Consider the following 22,791-nt stretch of genomic DNA (forward strand, 5'->3'; position numbering starts at 1 on the left):
TTCGTGTTTGTCGTCAGCGTATATTCACTCAAAGGTGGCGTAGGAAAAACCTCCGTCACTCTCGGCCTCGCATCCGCCGCCCTCAACCAGGGCGTCAATGCCCTCGTTCTGGATCTCGACCCTCAGGGAGATACGACCCTCGGTCTTCTTGGACACCCTGGCGGCGAACCCGATATCGCTGAAGTGATTGCGTCTGCGCGCACCGAGACCGTCGATCGAGCTATCGTTCAAACACCGTGGGTTCAGCGCGAGGAAAGTACGGCCTCCGCTTCGAGCCACCTCGACATCATCCCTGGAAGCCACCGGTCCTCGCGTTTGGACTCCCCCGCGCTCGCCCGCCGTGGCGTTCGGCGCCTGCGCGAAGCCCTCGACAAGCGATCCTTCCACTACGACATCGTCTTGATCGATTGCCCGCCTTCTCTCAACGGTCTCACGCAAATGGCTCTCGCGGCCTCTGATCGCTCGATCGTGGTTTCCGAACCTGGCTTTTTCGCGGTGTCGGCCGCCGATCGCGCTCTCAAACTCGCTGATGAGCTCCACGAAACCGGTATCGCGCCACGCCTACGTCCGCTTGGCATCCTTGTGAACAGGTATCGCCCTCGCAGCGTCGAGCACCAGTTCCGCCTCAATGAATTGCGTGAACTGTTTGGCGACCGCGTGCTCACGCCGGTTCTTGAAGAACGAGTAGGCCTTCAGCAGGCTCAGGGCGGCGCGATCCCTCTTCACGAGTACGAAGGTGCGAGCGCAAAACAGCTCACTCACGACTTCGATCGTTTACTCGCGACGATTATGGATTCACGCCAGGATTCCTAAGCCCAGGCTGTGGCATGGGAGTCGCCCAACCTCGCGGCCGGCTCCCCTCTGTCATGAAAAACTGACGCCCCTCCCGCATGTCGATGATCCCGACGTGACGTGCGAAAAGGGGCGTGAGTTAACGAGGAAACTTGAGGTACGACTTAGCGCCGAGGGGAAAGGCCTCAGCTTGCCTTTCGCGCACGGCGTGCGGCGAGTTCGTCTCGAAGAGCCTCCGCTGCATCGTGCTGCGGGTCAACGCTCGGAAGAATGGCGAGATCGGTCTCGACCTCGCGGGCCACGCGACCAACCGCGATACCAAAGACGCCCTGGCCACCGGAGACGAGGTCGTAGACATCTTCGGCGCTCGTGCATTCATACACCGAGGCACCATCGCTCATGAGGGTGATTTGCGCGAGGTCTTCCACTCCGCGTGCGCGCATGGCATCCACGGCGACGCGGATCTGCTGGAGCGAAACTCCGGTGTCGAGGAGACGCTTGACCACTTTGAGAACGAGGATGTCACGGAAGCCGTAAAGGCGCTGCGAGCCCGATCCGGTTGCGGAACGCACGCTCGGCTCAACGAGGCCGGTGCGCGCCCAGTAGTCGAGTTGCCGATACGTGATGCCTGCCGCTTTGCATGCCGCCGGTCCGCGGTAGCCGAGTTCGCCGGGCGTATCAACGAGATCGTCGAAAAGGACGCCCTGGGCTTCGGTCGCCGGGACGGTGCTCTGTGCACCAAAGGTGCTTTCGCGCTTGCTCACGGTTGCCTCCAGATGGACTTTCGTGTCGGGGAAGGGAGAAAGTCTCGACGACAGAATACCCACCCGGATACGCATCCGGGATTAAACGCGCCGAAATGTGGCGAGAATTTTTTGCGTGCCGCCCCTCACGAGGGGGTGAAGAAGGTGAAGCGGTACTTGCCGATCTGGATCTCGTCGCCGTTGTTCAAGCGCGCCTCGTCGGTAAGTTCGCGGTTGACGTAGGTGCCGTTAAGAGAGCCCATGTCGAGGACGAGGAAGCCGCCTTCGCCGCGCACGAACGTGGCGTGCTTGCGGGACACCGTGACATCGTCGAGGAAAATCTCCGATTTCGGGTTACGGCCTGCCACCGTACTCTCAGAGTCGAGGAGGAAACGGGCCCCCATATTGGGGCCTTTCCGCACGATCAAAAGTGCCGTACCTGCCGGAAGAGCTTCGACGGCTTGGCGATCCTGCGGGGATAGGCCGTGTTCGGCATCCTCCGTGAACTCGACCCTGCCGTCGATCGGAGAGAGTTTCGTGGTCTGCTCGGGGTTCGAGTCAAACATGTGTTCATTCATGACACAGACCTTCTTTCCACGCTCACCCATTGCACAAAACGGCATGAGAGTTCATTGCTTCCGCATCTATTTTGGCACGTTGTTTTGGGCAAGCCCGCGTTTTTTGGCCGATCGCTGCGAACCCTTTAGTTCCTCTTGACCAATTTTGGGCGTGGCGCGCCTCACCCTCCTGAATTCGCGCTTCGGCATGCACCTCCGCTATAGTTGACAGGGTCGAAAACCGCGGGCTGTGGCGCAGTTTGGTAGCGCACACGACTGGGGGTCGTGGGGTCGCAGGTTCAAATCCTGTCAGCCCGACGCGGATAAATGGGCGAGGCATCTCATGGGTGTCTCGCCCATTTTCTTTATATTCACCCTTATGTGACTGCCCTATAGTCGAGGGCTGAATGAGGCCTACGGAGGTTGATGCGATGTCCACATTTTTCGGTCATGTGTCCTTTGACGGAGACACTAAGGCGTGGCCCGAGGGTACCGGTAGCGAGTGTTGTGCGCTCGAGGGCTATGTTCTCCCGGTCGGCTCGCAAGAAACCCTTTCGGGCGCCTCGGGTTCCGACGCCTGCATGCGCATTATCGAGTCTGAAGGTCTTTCAGGGCTTGCCACGCTTGACGGCGAATTCGCGGTGGCCTTTCGCGACTCGGACTCTTCGCTCGTGCTCGCGAGGGACGTCCTTGGATCGCGGCCTCTGTACTACGCAAAGACCTCGGCGGGCGTAGCTTTCGGGACGTCGATTGCGACCATCATCGACAAGGCCGAGCTTCCGTGCGAACCCCACCTCGATGTGGTGCGACAGTACCTTCTTGGCGAAGACCGCCGCGGTGTCGAGACATTTTTCGCAGGGATTTCCCGTGTGCTTCCGGGCGAGGTTGTGCGTATTTCGCGGGGCGAAGTGGAACGCACCGTGTTGACGAAGGAAAAGGACCAGTTTTTCTCGGTTCCCTCGAACCCACGACGCGCCGACCACACGTGCGTTGAGGAGTTTCGCTCGCGCCTCAGCGATGCGGTCGCACGCCGTGCAGGCGAAAGCGCTGCACTTCTTCTCACTACCGTGGATCCCGTCGCCGCGGCTGCCCTGGACGGCGCCGCTCGGGCCTCTCATGCACCCCTTGACTCGCTTTCTCTCAGCGCTTCTACGGGCGGTCCTGAGCTCGATTCGGGGCACGAGGGTGAAGTGAGGGCGACCCCTCAGGGTTTGAAGAACGATCTTCCGCGTATGCTTCGCGTGTTCGAAGAACCGCCCACGTCGCTCACCTCGTACTTTATGTGGCTTCACCTGCACGCATGTCGGCAGGAGGGCCGTTCTCTCGCGATCGATTCTTACGGTGCTCGCGCACTTCGCGCTCCCGCAAGAGCCCACCGGTCGGTTCTCTCGCGCGCGTTCGCTGCCGCCCGGCGGCGCGAAAAAGCCGTTCCAGCATCCCTTCTCGGCTCTGCACTGCGCCGTGATCATGCGGGTCAAAGGGTCGCACCCGAGCCGCTTCCCGAATATGCGGGCCCGCTCGCCCCGCTCGGCTATGCGGGGAGCGTCGAAGCAGAGCAACGAGCTAAGGCCGCACAGGCTTTCGGCTCGGGCGTTGCGGTGTGCTCACCGTTCACCGATCGCGCTTTTCTTCGTTTCTACGCGTCTCTCGATGACACTGCATTCGGTGCGGGAGCGCGCCCATCCCTGATCGAAGCAGCCGCTGATGTATCGCATGGTGAAGGGACCACTCTCACCGACGGTGAGCGTGAAACCGCGTGGTTCAAGCGCCTCAAGGGCACGTACTTTGCGCTGTTTTCGTCGCAATCCTTTGGCACGCGCGGCTGGTTCAACCAGGCGGAGATTCTCAAGGCCTATGACGCGCACATCAATGGTCGTCCGAGCCTGAGCGCCGGTCAGCTTTGGCGCTTCGCGTGCGCTGAGCTGTGGGCGCGCCTCTTCTTTGACGCGGATGATCTTCGAGAGCAACACGAGTGGGAGGACTCCGCACTCCTTGCCGACGATAACGGCCAGTCGCTCCCGCCGGATCCCCACACGCCGCTCACGGCGAACGCGGGTAAGCAGCTCGACCTTGCGCTCGATGGCGACGTCGTCGCTCGCCGCTATCCCATCCAAACGGAGAAGTTCTCGAAGGAATCCCGTATGGACGAGGAGATTGCCGGCTACGTGAAGGGCTTCTTTCAGGAGCTCGACGAACGCGGCACCGACGATGATCGTCATGCGACCGAAGGACGCCGATGGAATTTCACGGTCTCGGAAAAGATCATTGCGATCATGCAGGGCCGCTCGTGGTTTGTTTGGGAGATCAAACCTTCCTTCGCCGCGAAGCAACTGTCAAAGTTTGTGACCCGTACACCCGCGGGCATCGGTCTCGGTGACCCGGTAACGATGCAGCTCGCGATCAATGAGGCGGGGCTTGCGCGCATCACCTATGCGGCCGCCCTCGGCGCACTTGGCAAACTGCGAGGCAAGCGAGGAGTGTTCTACGAACTCGCAGGTGCCGATGTGCGGGCGATCGACGGCCCCACCGAATACTCGGTGTATCCGTCGAATGTGTCGGCGAAGCTCCCGCCTAAGGATCCGGATCAGGTCGCGGAGCATCTCGTGGGTGTGATCCGCGACGTTGTTCCCGCGCGTTTTGCCGAGACCTTCGACGGCGTGGTCGTCATGGATGCCAACGACATTGGGCGGAACGTCCTTGGTCTTTCTGCCACCCGGGAGCGCGCGCACTACGAGGCGCAGTTCGCTGATAATCCGCTTGGCCAGGGGTCGCAGCAAACGCCGATGGCGGTCGTGTTTGAACGCCCTGCACGCGAGCGCTGAGAGGGTCGTTAACGCTCGAATTTCGTCACGTGCTCGCCGCTTTTCATCTGGGCGAGTGCGTGGCGGAAACCCTGTGCAAAGCGCTTATTGAGCGCGGGAGGCTCGCCAATCGCGAACCATGCGGCCTGCAGGTTTTCGCCGTCGGCGGGATGGGGATCGCCGCCCACGTGGGTTGCCACGAACGCGAGATCGAGATAGCTCGCGCGGTCGCCATTAGGGTGGGTGACGGGTCCGACGGTGCCCACATTTGAGAGGAACTCAATTTCGCACGTGCATCCCGTTTCCTCGAGAACTTCGCGCACCCCCGCCCGTGCGGGTGCCTCCCCGGGATCGATGATGCCCGTGACGGGAGTCCACTGCAGATTGTCGGCCCGTTGCACGAAAAGACAGTGCGTGCGCTCCTCATTGAAGACGAAGACCGTGACGCCTGAGAGCCACAGGTGGTCGTGGCCGATCTTTTCACGCAGAGCAATCACAAAGTCGGGCGCGGGCACGTTCTCTCCCCTCTAACGGTTCTTTCTCTTTTCGCGCACGCGCACGCTGATCTCCACGGGCGAGCCGTCAAAGGAGAAATCCTCGCGAAGGCGACGCTCGATGAAGCGACGGTAGCCGTGTTCGAGGAATCCCGAGGCGAAAATGACGAAGCGCGGTGGCCGCGTGCGCGCCTGTGTGGCGAAGAGAATGCGAGGCTGCTTCCCGCCGCGCAGGGGGTGCGGGTGCGCCGCCACGAGCGTTCCAAGGAAGGCGTTGAGACGCGCTGTGGGGATGCGCGTATCCCACGACTCAAGGGCGAGGTCGAGCGCTGGAACAAGCTTGTCGGTGTGGCGCCCCGTGAGCGCGGAGATGTTCACACGCGGCGCCCATCGCACGTGGGAGAGATCCTTCTCGATTTCCCATTCGAGCTGTGCGCGGCGCTCCTCATCGAGGAGGTCCCACTTGTTGAATGCGAGCACAAGGGCGCGGCCTGACTCGAGCACCATGTCGATGATCTTGAGGTCTTGGGTCGAGATCGGTTCGGTGGCTTCAAGGAGAACGACGGCAACTTCGGCGCGGTCAAGCGCGGCCTGGGTACGGATCGAGGCGAAGAAGTCGGCGCCTTCGCTCTGGCGGATGCGGCGGCGAATGCCAGCGGTATCCACGAACGTCCATTCACGGCCGTCGAGTTCGATGACTTCGTCAACGGGGTCACGCGTTGTGCCCGCTGTCGAATCCACGACAACGCGATTTTCCCGCGCGAGCTTATTGAGCAGGGAGCTTTTGCCCACGTTGGGGCGGCCGATGAGTGCGACGCGGCGAGGCCCACTCGGTTTCGCGCGCGTTTGCCCATCCTCGGGGAGGATTTCAAGGATGCGATCCAGCACATCACCCGAGCCCCGACCGTGCAGCGCGGAGACCGGATGCGGCTCACCGAGGCCAAGGTTCCATAGCGCGGCAGCTTCGAGCTCACCTCGCTGATCATCGACCTTATTCGCGACGAGAAGCACGGGCTTTTGGGAGCGGCGAAGCACCTTGACGAGCTGCTCGTCGGTGTGGGTGATGCCCACGTTCGCGTCGACGACGAACATGACGGCGTCAGCGAGCCCAATCGCGAGTTCAGCCTGTTCGGCCACGCGGTAGGCGATTCCCTCAACCTTGTCTTCCCAGCCGCCCGTATCGACGAGCATGAAGTCGCGTCCCGCCCAATTAGCCTCGTAAAACACGCGGTCACGGGTCACGCCCGGGGTGTCTTCGACGACCGCTTCGCGGTGACCGAGAATGCGGTTCACGAGGGTGGATTTTCCAACGTTGGGTCGACCAATGACGGCGAGCACGGGAAGCATGCGCTCGTCTTCGGCGGTAGCGATCGGCGCGTACTCCTCGGTCAGGAGGTGTTGATCGTCCTCGTCCAGGCCGTACTCCTCAAGGCCCGCTCGCAGCGAGGCCGTGCGGGCCTCATCACCGAGCGACTCGAGGTCGTGAGCGTCGTGCGGCTCCTCAAGTTCAAGGTCGTCGTCCACGAGCTCAATACCGGGAACGAGCTCGAGAACCGCGTTGATCACATCGTCAATACCGAGGTTGGTCGTATCGATGAGGGCGACGCCTTCGGCCGCTTCGGTGAATTCGGAAACTGTCGAGTCGTCGGCATCGCGACGAAGAACTTGGTCGCGCATACGCTCGCGCACGCTTTCCGACTCCTCGAGTCCCAACTGGCCGGCGCGGCGTTTCAGGCGCGCCTCGGCGCTTGCGGTGAGGAGCACGCGAACGTCGGCGTCCGGCGCCACGACGGTCGTGATGTCCCGGCCCTCAGCGACGCAGAAGCCCTCCGTATTCGCCGTGCGGAAGAGCACAGCGCGCTGGCGCTCTTGGAGGATCGCGCGCACATCGGTATTCGTCGCAACGCGGCTCACGCATGTTGAGATTTCCTCGCTGCGGATCTGCTCAGAAATTTCCGTGCCTTCAACGAAAATGTAGGGCTCGTCGGGGTCGGTCGACATCACGAGGTCGAACTCCGCCACGTGCTGCGTGACGGCCTCGCGGTCATCGAGGTCAACCCCTTCGTTGAGGCACGACCACGCCGCCGCGCGATACATCGCACCCGTATCGAGATAGCCGCCTTCAAGAGCGCGTGCCACCTCTTTCGACACCGTGGACTTCCCCGAGCCTGCGGGGCCATCGATCGCGATGGTGACGCCGTTCATGCCTTTACCTCCCCTGTCGCTGGTCATTTTCTCACCCTAATGGTGGGTTGCTCGCGCGCGGCGTGCTCGCCTTCACTCGGTGCCCGCGCGTGCCCAACCTCTCTTTTCTAGCATCGCAGTGAGCCGCTGTTCGTCGGCCCTCATCACACTCACGTGGGCAAGGCCCACGCGCTGCCCAAGCGAATGCTCAAGGCGCAAATCCTCGAGGTTAATCTGCTCCTCCCCCATATCGCCCAGAAGTCTCGCCAGCTCACCGGGCTCATCGGGAACGAGAACCGTGAGTTTGCAGAAATTCTCCGCTCCCCCGCCGTGCTTACCGGGGATGCGCGCCACGCCGTCGTTTCCCGAGGCGATGGCCCGGGCAATACGTGCCCGCGACCCGGGCTGCGGGTCGGGCTCGTTCAGTACCTCGAGGGCTCGCGTGAGCTCGGCAAGATCCTCGCCGAGGGCGCGGAGAATAGGGGCAATGCGCCCGGCGTTTGCCGAAAGAATTTCCACCCACAGTCGCGGATCGCTCGCGGCAATGCGGGTCGTATCTCGAAGTCCCTGACCCGAGAGCCCCAGGGCGGCCTCGCTCGCGCTCGTGAGCCGGCCTGCGAGAAGACTCGCAACGATTTGCGGCACGTGCGAAACATACGCAACGGCCTCGTCGTGCGCATCGGGGTCGATCTCGACCACGGCCGCACCCAGTTCGATTCCGAGCAGCTTTGCGAGAGCGTAGCTTCGTGGCGAGGTAGCCGGCGTCGGAACGACAACGAAGGCCCTCCCCCGGAACAGGTCTCCACGGGCCGCGACCACCCCGGCGACCTCACGGCCCGCCATGGGATGCGTCCCCACGTAACGCGAGGAATCAAGCCCTCGCGCCCTCGCTCCCGCAAGGATCTCCTCGGCGATGTGCTGCTTCACGCTTGCCACGTCGAGCACGCATGCCTCGGGAAACTCCTCGAGCGCCTCGAGAACGATCCGGGCGGAAACATCTGGTGGCGTCGCGACGACAACGAGCTGGGGTGAATCGTCGCGCTCCTCCTGGCGTCCAGCGCCCAGCTCGCACGCGAGAAGCGTGGTGCCCGGCGACGAGTCGCGCACGAGAACGTCAAGACCCGCATGCGCGAGCGCCATGCCGATCGAGCCGCCGATAAGTCCCGCGCCAATCACGAGGATCGGACCTTCGAGCGCGATAGTTTCGCGCTCCGCCTCGGTACTCACAGACCGACCTCCGCCATGAGGGTTCCGAGCTCTTTCGCCGTCAGCTCGCGCGTGGCGCCCGGGGCAAGATCAGCAAGCACGACCGGGCCAATGCGGGTGCGCACGAGGCTCGTCAGCTCATATCCCAGGGCGGAAAACATTCGGCGTACGATGCGATTACGCCCCTCGTGAAGTATGACTTCAACGATCGCTTCTTTCCCGTCATGCGCGACGAGACTCGCGCGATCGGCCTTCGCGGGGCCGTCATCAAGATCGAGCCCTGAACGCAGTTTCGCGAGAATCGATCGCGGGAAGGATCCCGGGCAGTCGAAACGACACACATACGTTTTTGAAACCTCAAAACTCGGGTGCGTGAGGCGATGGGTGAGTTCACCGTCGTTACTGAGCAGCAAAAGCCCTTCGGTTTCGTAATCCAGCCGTCCCACGTGGTAAAGCCGCACGGGGTAGCGCTGCGCAAACTCCTCGAGCGTTCGGCGCCCCTGCGGATCTTCCATCGCGCTCATGACCTTGCGAGGCTTATTGAGTGCGACGGTGAGCTTTTTCTCGTCGAGCTGCACACGGCGGCCATCGACGTGAATCACCGCCGAGCGTGGATCCACGCGCACGCCCTGTTCCTGAACGGTGTGCCCACCGACCGCCACACGGCCCTGCGCTATGAGAGCTTCGCATGCGCGGCGCGAACCGAACCCCGCCTGCGCGAGCACCTTTTGAAGGCGCTCCCCGTCGCTGGCGGTGCCTTCCGACGGCGACTGCGAATGATCGCCGCTGGCAGTGCGCGGCGTACCGTCGGACTCTCGGAGCCGAACATTTTTCGGGGCGGTGAAATCGCTTTTACGCCGTTGCGGCCCACGCCCTCGCCGGCGCCCCCGTCCTCGCGCGGGCGTCAAGCTGCGGCCCCGCGCGCAATGAGCTCGCGCGCAAGCTGGCGGTAGGCGTCGGCGCCCTTGTTGTTCGAGGCGAATGTCGTGATCGGCTCGGCCGCCACCGAGGCATCCGGGAATTTCACGGTGCGGTTGATCGCTGTGTGGAAGACCTTGTCAGGGAATGCCTCCACCACGCGACTCACGACCTCCCGCGCATGCAGCGTGCGCGGGTCAAACATGGTGATGAGAATGCCGTCCATTTCGAGGCGCGGATTGATGCGGTCCTGCACCTTCTCGATGGTCTCGACGAGAAGCGCGACGCCGCGAAGCGCGAAGTACTCTGCGCCGAGGGGAATGATCACGCCGTCGCTTGCGGCGAGAGCATTGACGGTGAGCAGGCCTAGCGACGGCTGACAGTCAATGAGAATGACATCGTACTCGCCCACGACAGGGCGCAGCACGCGCGCGAGCGCCATTTCGCGGGCGACTTCGTTCACGAGCTGCACCTCGGCAGCGGAGAGGTCGATGTTCGCCGGGAGAATTTCCATGTTCTCCGTGGTCGTCGCCTGGATGGCCTCGCGGATGTCATGGTCGCGCTCGAGAAGGAGGTTATACACCGTAAGATCAAGTTCGTAGCTGTTGATCCCCGTGCCTGCACTGAGAGCGCCTTGAGGATCGAGATCCACGAGGAGAACCTTGCGGCCCAGCTCGGCGAGCGCGGCGCCGAGATTGATCACCGAGGTCGTCTTGCCCACACCGCCCTTCTGATTCACCATCGAGATGATGCGCGCGGGACCGTGGGAGTCGAGCACCTTTGGCTCGGGAAATTCCGGCAGCGGGCGCCCCGTGGGGCCGAAGTTCAGCTTGAGATCAAGCTCGCTCTTTGTCACGTGTACCTGTCCCTACGTCGTTGATGTTCGTGGGGTTTTCGTGCGCGCAGAGCGCACACCACCCTTGGGCAATATCCTAACCGGCAGCCCTGAACACGGCCGCCACCCTCGCCCGTTCACAGCGCGCGCGGATGAGAAGTCGCGTGGATCTCGCGGAGTGCTTGGGCTCCAAGGTGCGTGTAACGCTGGGTCGTGGTGATCGACGCATGGCCGAGAAGTTCCTGAACCGTGCGAACGTCAGCCCCACCTTCCAGCAAATGCGTCGCGTAACTGTGGCGGAGGGTGTGGGGGCTCACGTGCGACAAAATCCCTGCGTCAGCAGCCGCGGTTTTGACGATGGCAAAGGCCGCTTGCCGTGTGAGGCGCGTGCCGCGGTTGCCGAGAAAAATCGCGGCGCTGCCTTTCCCCTTCGCGAGAAGAGTTGGCCTCGCACGCGTCATATACGCTTCGAGCGCCTCGAGAGCGAAGCGGCCTAACGGAATGAGCCTCTCCTTTTCGCCCTTGCCGCGCACGCGCACGAGGGCATCGGCGAGTCCCGTGTCATCCACGTCAAGGGCGAGAGCCTCGCTAATGCGACAGCCGGTGCCGTAAAGAAGCTCCACGAGAGCGCGATTACGCAGGGCGCGTTCTGTCGCGAAGGGGCCGGTGAAGGGACCCGACGCCGCCTCAATAAGCGCGGAAACCTCAGCAATACTGAGGGCGTCCGGCAAACGCAACGGACGGGAGGCTTCTCGCACCAGGGCCGACGGGTCACCGGTACGCGCTTCACCCTCCTCGTCGAGAAAACGATGAAAAGCACGGATGGACGCGAGCGATCGCGCGGCGGATGAGGCCGCAAGGGGAGCCCTTTCGGCGGTTCCCTCGCGCAAAGAGCCCACATAGCCCGCAATCGTGGGCGTATCAACATCGCGCACATCGATGCCACGAGAGTGAAGGTAGGCGAGGTAGCGATGAAGATCGCGGCGATAAGCCGCGACCGTGTTGGGGCTCAAGCCGCGTTCGATGCGGATATGAGTGAGGAAGGATTCTGCGAGTCGCGAACCGCTTCCGGCGCGCTCGGGCATGCGTTCTCGCTAGAGCGCCACGAAGGGATCGATCGCGAGAGCGACGAACACGAGCGTGAGGTAGGTAATCGACGCGTGGAAAACGCCCATGGGGTTGAGCTGTTTTCCTTCTGCACCGCGGCGCACACGAATCGCGTACCGCACCACGAGGTACAGGAACCACCCGCCGAACACGATCGAACTCACGGTGTACACGATGCCCGTGGGAGCGAGCGGAATGATCGCGAACGAGCTCGCGAGCATCATGAGCGTATGGAACACCATCTGGTTCGCCACGTTCTTGCGTGAGCTCACGACGGGGAGCATCGGCACCTCGGCTCGCGCATAATCCTGGGTGAAGCGTTCCGCAAGGGGCCAGTAGTGCGGCGGGGTCCAGAAGAAGATCACGAGGAACAGGAAGAACGCCGTCCACGACACGCTTCCCGTGACGGCGGACCACCCGATAAGAACGGGCATGCAACCGGCGATTCCACCCCACACAATGTTTTGACTCGTGCGGCGCTTGAGGATCATCGTGTAAAAAACGACGTACAGAAGGATCGCGCCGAGAGCGAGAAGGGCCGACGGCGCGTTCACAAAGGCCCACAGGTATGCCACCGAAAGGGCACTCAACACGAGACCGAACGTGAGCGCCGCCTGCGGGGATACTTCTCCCGTGACGAGCGGGCGATTCTTCGTGCGCTTCATCTTCGCGTCGATATCGCGATCGAGGTACATGTTGAGCACGTTCGCGCCGCCGGCAGCGAGGTAACCGCCCACCATCGTGTTCAGGATGAGCAGCCACGAGGGAAAGCCGCCCGCCGCAAGAAACATCGTGGGGATGGTCGTGATCAGCAGGAGCTCGATGATGCGGGGCTTGGTCAGCGCAACGTACGCGAGGACGGTTCGGCGAAGCGAAGGCTCCTGCGACTTCCCACGCTGCGCCGTCGCTTTGTGGGAGAGGGTTGTCGTGCCGGGGCTTTGATTCACTCGCGTTCCTCGATTGCGTGGAGAAGACTGTGGAGGCCGGGAAAAGTGGGAAAGGGCCTAACGTCCCTCCACAATAACCGGCACGACGCGTCCGGGGCCAGGAACTTGCGGGTAAGTCACGCCACTAGAAACTCGGTTCCGACGTCTCCCGGGCAAGCGTCGGAACCGTGACTTCCAAAGATCCCGGCGCCCGCCCCGTCGGCGCACCCCGGATCCCCGAACCTCCCTGCGTTTCCTGAGACAGCAGTCACCTTTCGCCCAAATTCGCGCGATACTATCGACACGATTTTGGCCCCTCGCGCCGAAATGGTGATTCGCCATCGGCGCTCGAGATGGATCAACCGATGGAAGGGAAAAACTTTCGTGAGTAGCAATTTCGTAGCCCCCGAGGGCTGGAGCGATCTCGACAAGCGCGCTATCGACAACGCGCGCATCCTCGCCGCCGATGCCGTGCAGAAGGTCGGCAACGGGCACCCGGGCACTGCCGTGAGTCTCTCCCCCGCCGCGTACCTCCTGTACCAGGACATCATGAACCACGACCCGAAGGACCCGGAGTGGTTCGGTCGCGATCGATTCATCCTTTCGTGCGGGCACACGAGCCTCACTCAGTACCTTCAGCTTTTCCTCGGAGGCTTTGGCCTCGAGCTCGAGGATCTTCAGGCCCTCCGCACCGAAGGTTCGAAAACCCCGGGCCATCCCGAGAATTTCCACACCGCTGGTGTTGAGATGACGACCGGCCCGCTCGGCCAGGGAATCGCCTCCTCCGTTGGCTTCGCGATGGCACAGCGTCGCGTGCGCGGCCTCCTCGACCCGACTGCCCCTGCCGGCGAAAGCCCGTTTGACACGTTCACCTACGTTCTCGCTTCCGACGGTGATCTGCAGGAAGGCGTGAGCAACGAGGCCAGCTCGATCGCGGGCACCCAACAGCTTGGCAACCTCATCGTCATCTGGGACGACAACGAGATTTCGATCGAGGGCGACACGAACATCGCGTTCACCGAGGACACGGCCGCGCGCTATCAGGCGCTCGGCTGGGACGTGCGCACCGTTGACTGGACGAACGGCGGCACGGACTACGTCGAGAACCTCAAGGAGCTCAAGGACGCGATCCTCGCGGGCCAGAAGGTCACCGACAAGCCGACTTTCATTCAGCTTCGCACCGTGATCGCATGGCCCACCCCGGGCAAGTCGGGCGACCACGCCGCTCACGGTTCTGCACTCGGCGATCAGCCGGTCTCGGGCCTCAAGGACATCCTCGGCTTCGATACCGAGAAGACCTTCGAAATTGACGAGGACGCCCTCGCTCATGCGCGCAAGCTCATCGAACGCGGTGCCGAGAAGCACCGCGAGTGGGATGCGAAACTCGACGAGTGGCGCAATGCCAACCCGGATGCCGCGGCGCTCTACGACCGCCTGACCGCTCGCGAACTTCCCGAGGACCTCGACGCGGCGCTCCCGGTGTTCGAGGCGGACGCCAAGGGCATCGCCACCCGCGCCGCTTCGGGCAAAGTTCTCGGTGCCCTCGCCTCGGTCATGCCCGAGCTATGGGGCGGTTCCGCTGACCTCGCCGGCTCGAACAATACGACCATGAAGGGTGAGCCGTCGTTCATCCCCGAAGCCAACCAAACCAAGGATTTCCCGGGTAACCCGTACGGCCGCACGCTTCACTTCGGCATCCGCGAGCACGCCATGGGCGCGATTTTGAGCGGTATTTCGCTCTTCGGTCTTACACGCCCCTACGGCGGCACGTTCTTCCAATTCGCCGACTACATGCGCGGCTCGGTGCGCCTCGCTTCGCTGTGCAAGACCCCGGCAACCTACGTGTGGACGCACGACTCGATCGGCCTCGGCGAAGACGGCCCGACCCACCAGCCGGTCGAGCACCTCGCGGCCTACCGCGCGATCCCGAACCTCTCGGTTGTGCGTCCGGCCGACGCGAACGAGACGGCCCAGGCATGGAAGGCCATCCTCAAGCGCGACGAGGGTCCAGCGGGTCTCATCCTTACGCGTCAGGGCGTTCCCACGTTCGATCGCGACGAGTACGCAGCCGCGGAGAACCTCGACAAGGGTGCCTACGTCATGAAGGACGCCTCGAACGGTGAGCCCGAGGTCATTCTCATCGCCACCGGCTCCGAGGTACAACATGCTGCCGGCGCACAGAAGCTTCTCGAGGAAGAGGGCATCCCCACGCGACTCGTGTCGATGCCGTGCGTGGAGTGGTTCGACGAGCAAAGCGAGGAGTACCGCGAATCGGTTCTCCCGAGCTCGGTCAAGGCGCGCGTCAGCGTCGAGGCGGGTATCGCGATGCCCTGGTACCGCTTCCTCGGCGACGCTGGTCGAGCGGTCTCGCTCGAGCACTACGGCGAGTCCGCCTCGGGTGCGCTCCTGTTCGAGAAGTACGGCTTTACCGCCGAGAACGTTGCGGCAAAGGCAAAAGAGTCCCTCGCCGCAGCCCGAAAGTAGAACAGTCCATCGGAATATCGCGCAAGCAACCTCTTAACGAAAGGTTTTGCCATGACCGAACTGACCCAGAAACTGAGCGACCTCGGCGTCTCGCTGTGGCTTGACGATCTCTCGCGCGCTCTCATCGAGAGCGGCGACCTCGAAAAGCTCATGAGCGAGCGCAACATCGTGGGCGTCACCACGAATCCCGCGATCTTTAAAGCGGCTATCGCCGGAAAGTCGGATTACGACGCGGCGATTGCCGACGCAGCCTCGCGAGGCCTCGATGTCGACGACACCATCACCGAGCTCACGACTGCGGACGTGCGCAGCGCGTGCGACGTGTTCAAGCCGACCTACGAGAAGTCGAGCGGCTTTGACGGTCGTGTGTCGATCGAGGTTGATCCTCGCCTCGCCCACGACGAAGAGCGGACCGTCGAGCAAGCGAAGTCTCTCCACGCGCTCGTGGACCGCGAGAACGTCATGATCAAGATCCCCGCGACTGATGAGGGACTCCCGGCGATCACTCGCGCCATCGCCGAGGGCATCAGCGTCAACGTCACGCTGATCTTCTCGCTCAAGCGCTACCGCCAGGTGATCGATGCCTACCTCGCTGGCCTCGAAAAAGCCGCCGAGAACGGCGTTGATCTTTCCCGCATCCATTCGGTCGCCTCGCTCTTCGTGTCCCGTGTGGACAGCGAAGTCGACAAGCGGCTCGAAGCCATCGGCGGCGATGCCCTCGAGCTTCGTGGCAAGGCTGGCCTTGCCAACGCGCAAGCGGCATTTGCCGAATACCTCGAGTACGTGAATTCCGAGCGTTTTTCAGCGCTCAAGGCGAAGGGCGCCAACCCTCAGCGCGCGCTGTGGGCTTCCACGGGCGTCAAGAACGAGGCCTACCCGGACACGATGTACGTCGACCGACTCGTGGCCAACCCGGTCGTGAACACGGTTCCGGGAAAGACTCTCGAGGCGGTCGCCGACCACGCTCGGGTCGAAGGTTCGCTGACTGAGAGCGACTTTGCAGCCGCGCGCACCACGCTCGAGAAGATCAGCTCCGTTGGCGTCGATCTCGACGATGTCTTCGCGGTTCTCGAGCGCGAGGGCGTCGAAAAGTTCGAGACCGCGTGGGAGGAACTCCTCTCGGCAGTCCGGGACGCCGCTGCGTCCACCAAGTAAACCTTGAAGCCTCGTGCCCGCGTGCCCTTTCTTGGGTGCGCGGGCACGGGTGCGACACACACATATCCCTACACAAAGGACCACAGTGAGGCAGAACGAAGCTGCACCCGGCAACCCCTTGCGCGACACGCGCGACCGTCGCCTCCCCCTCATCGCTGGACCGTGCTCGGTCGTGATGTTCGGTGTGACGGGCGATCTTGCCCGCAAAAAACTGCTCCCCGCCATCTATGACCTCCATAACCGCGGTCTCCTCCCCCCGGCCTTCGGTCTCGTGGGCTTCGGCAGACGCGAGTGGAGCCACGACGACTTCGCGACGTACATGCGGGAAAGCGTAGAAAAGTACGCGCGTACCCCCTTTAACGAGCATGCCTTTGAACAGCTCCGGGGCGGCCTGCGTTTCGTCACGGGTGCCTTCGATGACACGGAGGCTTTCGAGGAACTCACGCGAGTGGTAAGCGAACTCGACGAGTCCCGGGGAACGGGCGGCAACCACGCCTTCTATCTCTCCATTCCCCCGAGCGCCTTCCCCCAGGTGGCCGAGCAGCTCGCACAGTCCGGACTTAACACGCCCTCGGAAAACTCGTGGCGCCGCGTCGTGATTGAAAAACCCTTCGGGCACGATCTCGACAGCGCACGCGAACTCAACGACATCGTCGAAAAAGTCTTTAAGCCCGAGGAAATCTTCCGCATCGACCACTACCTCGGCAAGGAGACGGTGCAAAATCTCCTGGCGTTCCGGTTCGCGAACCAAATGTTCGAACCGGTGTGGAACTCGCGCTATGTCGATCACGTACAAATTACGATGGCCGAAGACATCGGCATCGGCACCCGCGCCGGGTACTACGACGGCATCGGCACGGCTCGCGACGTCATCCAGAACCACTTGCTTCAGCTCCTCGCTCTCACGGCGATGGAAGAGCCCATTACGTTCGATGCCGCCGAGCTTCGAAATGAAAAAGAAAAGGTGCTCTCCGCGATCGAACTGCCCGAGAACCTCGCCGAAGGCACGGCGCGCGGTCAGTACGTGGGTGGATGGCAAGGCGGCGAGCAGGTCAACGGGTACCTCGAGGAAGACGGCATTTCCCCAGATTCGACGACCGAGACCTTTGCCGCGATTAAGCTCATGGTCAACACGCGCCGATGGGCTGGTGTGCCGTTCTATCTCCGCGCAGGCAAGCGCCTTGGCCGCCGCGTCACAGAGATCGCAATCGTCTACAAGCAAGTTCCGTTCTTGCCGTTCCGCGATACCGACACGGTCGATCTCGGCCAGAACGCGGTTGTCATCCGCGTTCAGCCAGACGAGGGCGTGACGATGCGATTCGGCTCCAAGGTGCCCGGCACGCAAATGGAGGTACGCGACGTCAATATGGACTTCGCGTACGGCTCGACGTTCACGGAAGAGTCACCTGAGGCGTACGAGCGTCTGATTCTCGATGTTCTGCGTGGCGCTCCCCCGCTCTTCCCGCGGCAAAAAGAGGTCGAACTTTCATGGCAGATTCTCGACCCCATCCTTGAATTCTGGGATGAACACATGCCGCCAGCCCCGTACCGCTCCGGCACGTGGGGGCCGCAGACCGCACACGACATGATGGCCCGCGACGGCCGCACTTGGAGGCGTCCATGATTTCCACCCTTGAGAACACCACCGCTTCGCAAATCAGCGCGAGGCTTCGCGATTTGCGCGAGGAGGAGGGGCTCATCTCCCTCAATCGCGTCGCGACCCTCGTGATCGTGACACACACGGGTTCGCTCGATGACCCGATCAAAGCGGCCGTTCGCGCGAGCCAGGAGCACCCTGCCCGCATCATCGTGATCGTGACCGAACACGGCTCGACGCGCGACGCCCTTGACGCGGAGATTCGCGTTGGCACCGACGCGGGTGCGGGAGAGGTCATTATTCTCCGGGCACACGGGCGCGTGAACGCGGGTCTCGACACGCTCATCACACCGCTCCTCCTCCCGGATGCGCCGATTGTCACGTGGTGGCCGTACACGCCTCCAGCTTCACCGTCCCAGGACCCGCTCGGGGCGATCGCCCAGCGTCGCATTACCGACGTCTACCAGTGTGAGAACCCGAAATCTTCGCTTTTGCGCTTGGCTCGCGGCTATAAGTCCGGAGATTCCGATCTCTCGTGGTCGCGCATCACCAACTGGCGCGGTCTCGTTGCTACCGCGTACGACTATCCGCCGGCACCTACGCCCACCGCAATTACGGTCGAGGGGATCGAGAACAATCCGTCTTCGCTGCTCATGCAATCATGGCTGCAGAACTCGCTCGGAGACGATGTGCCCGTGGAGTTCAAGGCGGTTGAGGCCGATCATGGCTTGAGTGCCGTGACACTGCATCGCGCGGACGGCGATATTCGCCTCATGCGCTCAAGCGAGGAGGGCATCACGATGAGTCTTCCCGGCAACAATGACGATCAGTTCGTGACGATGCCCAAGCGCACGATGTATGACCTCTTGAGCGAGGAATTGCGTCGCCTCGATCCCGATGACGTCTACGGCGACGTTCTCAAAAAAGCGTTCCCCCTCACGGGCGATCCGGGCAGTTTCGCCGTTGGCAAGCCCGAACCTACCGACGTTTTCACGGCCGATATGGATGCCGTGGTGAAGGCCGTGGCGAAGGACGCTGTTGCGCGCATCGCCGCCGCGATTGAGGAACGCGGAATCGCGCATCTCGTGCTCACCGGCGGGCGTGCGGGTACGGCGACAGCCGAGCGCATCGCCATTTCTCTCGAGTTCGCCGAGGTGGATACGTCAAAGCTCCACGTGTGGTGGGGCGATGAAAGGTTCGTCGCGGCGAAGTCCTCGGATCGTAACGATCGGCCCGTGATATCGGCCCTGACGACCGGCGCGGGAATCCCCGTGTACAACGTCCACACGATTCCCGGGGCCGACGCGGGCATGAGCCTCGACGAGGCTGCCGCGTGGTACGGCCAACAGCTGACCATTCAAGGTGGTGACTCCGCTTTTACTACCCAGGGCGAAGCGTATTTCGATGTGCTCCTTCTCGGTGTCGGACCCGACGGCCACGTGGCTTCGCTTTTCCCGGAGCACCCCGATGCACGCGCAACCTCGGCCTACGCGGTTCCCGTGCGTCAGTCCCCGAAGCCTCCTTCGGAACGCATTTCGCTTTCCTGGCCGGTTCTCAACAGCTCGCGCCACGTGTCATTCCTCGTGGCGGGCTTCGATAAGGCGCAGGCCGTGAAGACCGCGCATACGAAGATCGATGCGGCACAGTGCCCTGCCTCCGCGGTGCGCGGTACCGAATCAACAACGTGGTTCCTTGATAAGGAAGCCGCGCACTTCCTCTGAGCAATCATCGGCCCCGCACTCGTCGAATGCGGGGAAACATAGATGGAGATCCCATGACAACGGGCGTGATGATCGGTAATGTTCCGCTTGGCGCGGAGCACGAGACGGCGATCATCGCGCCCGTCTTGGGGTCAACGCTCGATGAGCTTAAGGCCGAGGCTCACGCGGCTCTCGATGCTCCCGTGGAAATTCTCGAGGTGCGCCTCGACCACGTCCTAGCCGCTTCCCAAGCTTCCCCAGCTACTGCCAAAGAACGTGCCTACGCCGCACTTCAGGGCGTTAGTGAGGTCGCTTCCTCACTGCCTCTCCTCGCCACGATACGGACCGCAGGCGAGGGCGGTGAGTGGGGTGTTTCCGACGACGTGTACGCCGAGCTGCTCTGCTCGATTACGAGCTCCGGCCTCGCGCATGCCATCGACGTGGAAGTGGCGCGTCACCCCGCCGCCACCAGCGCCGTTCTCGACGCGGCTGAAAAGTCGGGCCTCCCCGTCGTTCTCTCGCGTCATTTCTTCGATGCCACTCCTACGCGTGAAGAAATGCTCGCCATGCTCGAATACATGGCGACTCTCGCGCCTGCCGATCGTGCCGTCGCCAAGCTCGCCGTCATGCCTCATACCCCCGAGGATGTTCTCGCGCTCCTCGGTGCTGGCCTCGAGGCAAGAAACAGGCTTGAGCATGCGCTCATGGCGATTGCCATGGGGCGCCTTGGCAGGGTGAGCCGGCTTGCCGGCGGAGTTTTTGGTTCCGACGCCTGCTTTGCCACCGTCGGACCCGAATCCGCCCCCGGGCAGCCAAGCGCCCGTGCCCTCGCTGCTCTCCTTGAGCGGTAGCGCGCCCGAGGGGCGATTACCCTAAGCGTTCGAGCACGGCGATGCCGATCGCACAACCGAGCCACACCACGCCGACGATGGTCGTGATGATATTAAGGTTGCGTTCGGCAACGCCCGAAGAACCCGCGCCGGTCGAGATGCCGCCGCCGAACATGTCGGAAAGGCCGCCGCCGCGCCCCTTGTGCATGAGGATGAACATCATGAGCAGGAGGCTCGTGATCGCAAGAAGAATGAAGAGTGCGATCTTCAGAATTTCCATGACCGGGCGATTCCTTCGATTGAAAAACGGGCAACGACGTTAACAATACGCTACGCGGCCCAGCCTATGGCCGAGCCGCGTAGCACACTACTTCGTTCGTGAGGGAAATCAAGCAGCCACGTTGTAGGTGGCGATCCTCGCGAACTCATCGGCCTTAAGCGAAGCGCCGCCCACGAGGGCACCGTCAACATCGGCCTGCTGCATGAGGTCCACGATCGACGAGGACTTCACCGAGCCGCCGTAAAGCACTCGCACGGCGTCTGCCACCTCGTCGCCGAACTTCGTCTGGAGAAGATCGCGAATCTCGTGACACACTTCCTGCGCGTCTTCACTCGTCGCGACTTCGCCGGTGCCGATTGCCCACACTGGTTCGTACGCGATGACGACCTTCTTGACCTCCTCTGCCGAGAGGCCTTCGAGACCGCCCTCGACCTGAGCAAGGGTGTACTCGACATGCTTGCCAGCCTTGCGCTCTTCGAGCGGTTCGCCAACGCACAGGATGGGCGAAAGCTCATTCGCGAGGGCGGCCTTGACCTTAGCGTTGGTCACCTGCTCGGTCTCACCGTGGTACTGACGACGCTCCGAGTGGCCAACAGCGGCGTAGGTCGCGCCGAGAGCCTTGAGCATCGTGCCCGAGACCTCGCCCGTGTACGCGCCCGACTCGTGCTCGGAAATATCCTGGCCTCCGAAAGCGATGCCGGAATTCGAGCCATCGAGAACGGTCTGCACGGTGCGGATGTCCACGAACGGGGGAAGAACCGCGACCTCCACGGCATCGGCCTTGTGGCCGGCTTCCTTGAGGTTCTCAACGAGATCCTCAAGAAGTGCCTGCGCCTCGATGTGGGTGAGGTTCATCTTCCAGTTACCTGCGATAAGCGGTGTGCGAGTCATAATCACTTCTCCTCAAGAATGGCGATACCCGGCAGTTCCTTGCCCTCGATGAGCTCGAGGCTGGCACCGCCGCCGGTGGAAATATGGGAATAGCGTGCTTCGTCAAAGCCGAGGTTGCGGATTGCGGAAGCGGAGTCGCCGCCGCCCACAACCGTGTAGCCCGGGCACTCGGCGAGCGCCTCGGCAATAGCCTTCGTGCCGTCGGCGTAGAGCTCGAACTCAAACACGCCCATGGGGCCGTTCCAGAACACGGTGCCTGCATCGCCGAGCTTCGAGGCGAACAGTTCGCGGGTTTTCGGGCCGATGTCGAGGCCTTCCTTTTCGGCCGGGATTTCGTTCGAGGGAACGACGTCGGCGGGGCCGTCCGGCCCGAAGTTCTCGGACACGACGTTGTCGACCGGAAGGACAATCTCAACGCCCGATTCCTCGGCGCGCTTGAGGTAGCCCTTCACGGTCTCGACCTGGTCTTCTTCGAGAAGCGACTTGCCGACCTCGTGCCCAAGCGCCTTCTGGAAGGTGTAGCTCATGCCACCGCCGATGAGGAGGCGGTCGGCCTTGCCGAGGAGGTTGTCGATAACGCCGAGCTTGTCGGAAACCTTCGAGCCACCGAGGATCACGACGAACGGGCGTGCCGGCTCATCGGTGACCTTGCGCAGCGAAGCAACCTCCTTCTCGACGAGCGAGCCTGCCGCGGCGGGCAGGAGCTTCGCCACGTCGTAGACCGAGGCCTGCTTGCGGTGGACAACGCCGAAGCCGTCGGAAACGAAGGCGTCAGCGAGTGCAGCGAGCTCCTTCGCGAACGCTTCGCGCTCGGCTTGGTCCTTGCTCGTTTCGCCAGCGTTGAAGCGGACGTTTTCGAGAACGGCGACTTCACCGTCCTTGAGATTCTCGACGGTCTCCTTGGCGCTCTCGCCGACCGTATCGGTCGCGAAAGCGACGGGTGCTTCGAGGAGCTCGCTCAGGCGATCCACGGCGGGCTTCAGGGAGAACTTGGGGTCCGGTGTGCCCTTGGGGCGGCCGAGGTGAGCGGTCACGATGACGCGCGCGCCCTTCTCGCGCAGCGCATTGATCGTCGGCAACGAGGCACGGATACGGCCATCGTCCGTGATGGTCGTGCCGTCGAGCGGAACGTTGAGATCAGCGCGCACGAGAACGCGCTTGCCGGCGAGGTCGCCGAGCGAATCGATGGTCTTAAGCATGGGTCACATCCTTATGAAAAGGGGCGGGGCGGCGATTGCACGCCCCGTGTGGGGCATGATGCCCCGGGTGGACGAAGGGCCCGCGCCCACAG

At 62.7% G+C, this 22,791-nt stretch carries 19 protein-coding genes and 1 tRNA gene; 8 read left to right on the plus strand and 12 right to left on the minus strand.

Going from position 1 to position 22,791, the window contains the following annotated elements; translation table 11 throughout:
• Nucleotides 1–3 precede the first annotated feature (3 nt).
• Nucleotides 4–813: a ParA family protein gene (locus DAD186_RS05475; protein WP_065247835.1), complete on the plus strand. Its 810-nt coding sequence runs from the start codon at nucleotides 4–6 to the stop codon at nucleotides 811–813.
• A gap of 164 nt (nucleotides 814–977) precedes the next feature.
• Here DAD186_RS05475 and DAD186_RS05480 read toward each other — a convergent pair whose 3' ends face one another.
• Nucleotides 978–1,556, minus strand: coding sequence for a MerR family transcriptional regulator (locus tag DAD186_RS05480; RefSeq protein WP_065248744.1), 579 nt, complete (start codon nucleotides 1,554–1,556; stop codon nucleotides 978–980).
• Between the two features lie 125 nt (nucleotides 1,557–1,681).
• Entirely contained in the window at nucleotides 1,682–2,113 is a 432-nt protein-coding gene (locus tag DAD186_RS05485) for an FHA domain-containing protein (RefSeq protein ID WP_065247836.1), read from the minus strand.
• 223 nt (nucleotides 2,114–2,336) lie between these two features.
• Here DAD186_RS05485 and DAD186_RS05490 point away from each other — a divergent pair.
• Nucleotides 2,337–2,410, plus strand: a tRNA-Pro gene (locus DAD186_RS05490).
• Between the two features lie 113 nt (nucleotides 2,411–2,523).
• Nucleotides 2,524–4,914 (plus strand): hypothetical protein, encoded by a 2,391-nt coding sequence (locus DAD186_RS05495; RefSeq protein WP_065247837.1) that lies wholly within the window; start codon nucleotides 2,524–2,526, stop codon nucleotides 4,912–4,914.
• A gap of 8 nt (nucleotides 4,915–4,922) precedes the next feature.
• On the opposite strand, the gene DAD186_RS05500 is transcribed toward DAD186_RS05495, so the two are convergent.
• The 7 genes from DAD186_RS05500 to DAD186_RS05530 form a co-directional block, all read right to left on the minus strand.
• The gene (locus DAD186_RS05500) at nucleotides 4,923–5,408 is read right to left on the minus strand and encodes an NUDIX hydrolase (RefSeq protein ID WP_065247838.1); all 486 of its coding nucleotides are present in this window, start codon (nucleotides 5,406–5,408) and stop codon (nucleotides 4,923–4,925) included.
• 12 nt (nucleotides 5,409–5,420) lie between these two features.
• On the minus strand, nucleotides 5,421–7,619 hold the full coding sequence (der, locus tag DAD186_RS05505; protein WP_236886209.1) for a bifunctional cytidylate kinase/GTPase Der: 2,199 nt from the start codon (nucleotides 7,617–7,619) through the stop codon (nucleotides 5,421–5,423).
• Nucleotides 7,620–7,664: 45 nt separating this feature from the next.
• Nucleotides 7,665–8,798, minus strand: a complete 1,134-nt coding sequence (locus DAD186_RS05510) for a prephenate dehydrogenase (RefSeq protein ID WP_065247840.1) — start codon at nucleotides 8,796–8,798, stop codon at nucleotides 7,665–7,667.
• Nucleotides 8,795–9,502, minus strand: a complete 708-nt coding sequence (locus tag DAD186_RS05515; RefSeq protein WP_065247841.1) for a pseudouridine synthase — start codon at nucleotides 9,500–9,502, stop codon at nucleotides 8,795–8,797. The genes DAD186_RS05510 and DAD186_RS05515 overlap by 4 nt, the downstream gene beginning before the upstream one ends.
• Before the next feature lie 179 nt (nucleotides 9,503–9,681).
• A complete protein-coding gene (locus DAD186_RS05520; RefSeq protein ID WP_065247842.1) occupies nucleotides 9,682–10,551 on the minus strand; it encodes a ParA family protein in 870 nt (289 codons plus the stop codon).
• A 116-nt stretch (nucleotides 10,552–10,667) separates the two neighbouring features.
• The gene (locus tag DAD186_RS05525) at nucleotides 10,668–11,615 is read right to left on the minus strand and encodes a site-specific tyrosine recombinase XerD (RefSeq protein ID WP_065247843.1); all 948 of its coding nucleotides are present in this window, start codon (nucleotides 11,613–11,615) and stop codon (nucleotides 10,668–10,670) included.
• A gap of 9 nt (nucleotides 11,616–11,624) precedes the next feature.
• On the minus strand, nucleotides 11,625–12,584 hold the full coding sequence (locus DAD186_RS05530; RefSeq protein WP_065247844.1) for a heme o synthase: 960 nt from the start codon (nucleotides 12,582–12,584) through the stop codon (nucleotides 11,625–11,627).
• Between the two features lie 363 nt (nucleotides 12,585–12,947).
• Between DAD186_RS05530 and tkt the strand changes: the two genes are divergently transcribed.
• From tkt to aroD, 5 genes are all read left to right on the plus strand, one after another.
• Nucleotides 12,948–15,047 (plus strand): transketolase, encoded by a 2,100-nt coding sequence (gene tkt / locus DAD186_RS05535; RefSeq protein WP_065248745.1) that lies wholly within the window; start codon nucleotides 12,948–12,950, stop codon nucleotides 15,045–15,047.
• 51 nt (nucleotides 15,048–15,098) lie between these two features.
• Nucleotides 15,099–16,202, plus strand: coding sequence for a transaldolase (gene tal / locus DAD186_RS05540; protein ID WP_065247845.1), 1,104 nt, complete (start codon nucleotides 15,099–15,101; stop codon nucleotides 16,200–16,202).
• A gap of 85 nt (nucleotides 16,203–16,287) precedes the next feature.
• On the plus strand, nucleotides 16,288–17,826 hold the full coding sequence (zwf, locus tag DAD186_RS05545; protein WP_065247846.1) for a glucose-6-phosphate dehydrogenase: 1,539 nt from the start codon (nucleotides 16,288–16,290) through the stop codon (nucleotides 17,824–17,826).
• A complete protein-coding gene (gene pgl, locus DAD186_RS05550) occupies nucleotides 17,823–19,520 on the plus strand; it encodes a 6-phosphogluconolactonase (protein WP_065247847.1) in 1,698 nt (565 codons plus the stop codon). The genes zwf and pgl overlap by 4 nt, the downstream gene beginning before the upstream one ends.
• A gap of 53 nt (nucleotides 19,521–19,573) precedes the next feature.
• Nucleotides 19,574–20,350 (plus strand): type I 3-dehydroquinate dehydratase, encoded by a 777-nt coding sequence (gene aroD, locus DAD186_RS05555; protein ID WP_065247848.1) that lies wholly within the window; start codon nucleotides 19,574–19,576, stop codon nucleotides 20,348–20,350.
• 16 nt (nucleotides 20,351–20,366) lie between these two features.
• Here aroD and secG read toward each other — a convergent pair whose 3' ends face one another.
• From secG to DAD186_RS05570, 3 genes are all read right to left on the minus strand, one after another.
• The gene (secG, locus tag DAD186_RS05560; protein WP_065247849.1) at nucleotides 20,367–20,609 is read right to left on the minus strand and encodes a preprotein translocase subunit SecG; all 243 of its coding nucleotides are present in this window, start codon (nucleotides 20,607–20,609) and stop codon (nucleotides 20,367–20,369) included.
• 108 nt (nucleotides 20,610–20,717) lie between these two features.
• A complete protein-coding gene (tpiA, locus tag DAD186_RS05565; protein ID WP_065247850.1) occupies nucleotides 20,718–21,500 on the minus strand; it encodes a triose-phosphate isomerase in 783 nt (260 codons plus the stop codon).
• A gap of 2 nt (nucleotides 21,501–21,502) precedes the next feature.
• The gene (locus DAD186_RS05570) at nucleotides 21,503–22,699 is read right to left on the minus strand and encodes a phosphoglycerate kinase (RefSeq protein WP_065247851.1); all 1,197 of its coding nucleotides are present in this window, start codon (nucleotides 22,697–22,699) and stop codon (nucleotides 21,503–21,505) included.
• Nucleotides 22,700–22,791: the final 92 nt, after the last annotated feature.

Origin of the sequence: Dermabacter vaginalis, from assembly GCF_001678905.1 — a bacterium.
GTDB lineage: Bacteria > Actinomycetota > Actinomycetes > Actinomycetales > Dermabacteraceae > Dermabacter > Dermabacter vaginalis.

What these genes read in the sequence shown, in the direction of transcription:
- aroD (WP_065247848.1), top strand. Translation starts at nt 19,574, where the DNA reads ATGACAACGGGCGTGATGATCGGTAATGTTCCGCTTGGCGCGGAGCAC.
- DAD186_RS05495 (WP_065247837.1), top strand. Translation starts at nt 2,524, where the DNA reads ATGTCCACATTTTTCGGTCATGTGTCCTTTGACGGAGACACTAAGGCG.
- secG (WP_065247849.1), bottom strand. Translation starts at nt 20,609, where the DNA reads ATGGAAATTCTGAAGATCGCACTCTTCATTCTTCTTGCGATCACGAGC.
- pgl (WP_065247847.1), top strand. Translation starts at nt 17,823, where the DNA reads ATGATTTCCACCCTTGAGAACACCACCGCTTCGCAAATCAGCGCGAGG.
- DAD186_RS05525 (WP_065247843.1), bottom strand. Translation starts at nt 11,615, where the DNA reads ATGCCCGAGCGCGCCGGAAGCGGTTCGCGACTCGCAGAATCCTTCCTC.
- DAD186_RS05485 (WP_065247836.1), bottom strand. Translation starts at nt 2,113, where the DNA reads ATGAATGAACACATGTTTGACTCGAACCCCGAGCAGACCACGAAACTC.
- tal (WP_065247845.1), top strand. Translation starts at nt 15,099, where the DNA reads ATGACCGAACTGACCCAGAAACTGAGCGACCTCGGCGTCTCGCTGTGG.
- tpiA (WP_065247850.1), bottom strand. Translation starts at nt 21,500, where the DNA reads ATGACTCGCACACCGCTTATCGCAGGTAACTGGAAGATGAACCTCACC.
- der (WP_236886209.1), bottom strand. Translation starts at nt 7,619, where the DNA reads ATGACCAGCGACAGGGGAGGTAAAGGCATGAACGGCGTCACCATCGCG.
- DAD186_RS05570 (WP_065247851.1), bottom strand. Translation starts at nt 22,699, where the DNA reads ATGCTTAAGACCATCGATTCGCTCGGCGACCTCGCCGGCAAGCGCGTT.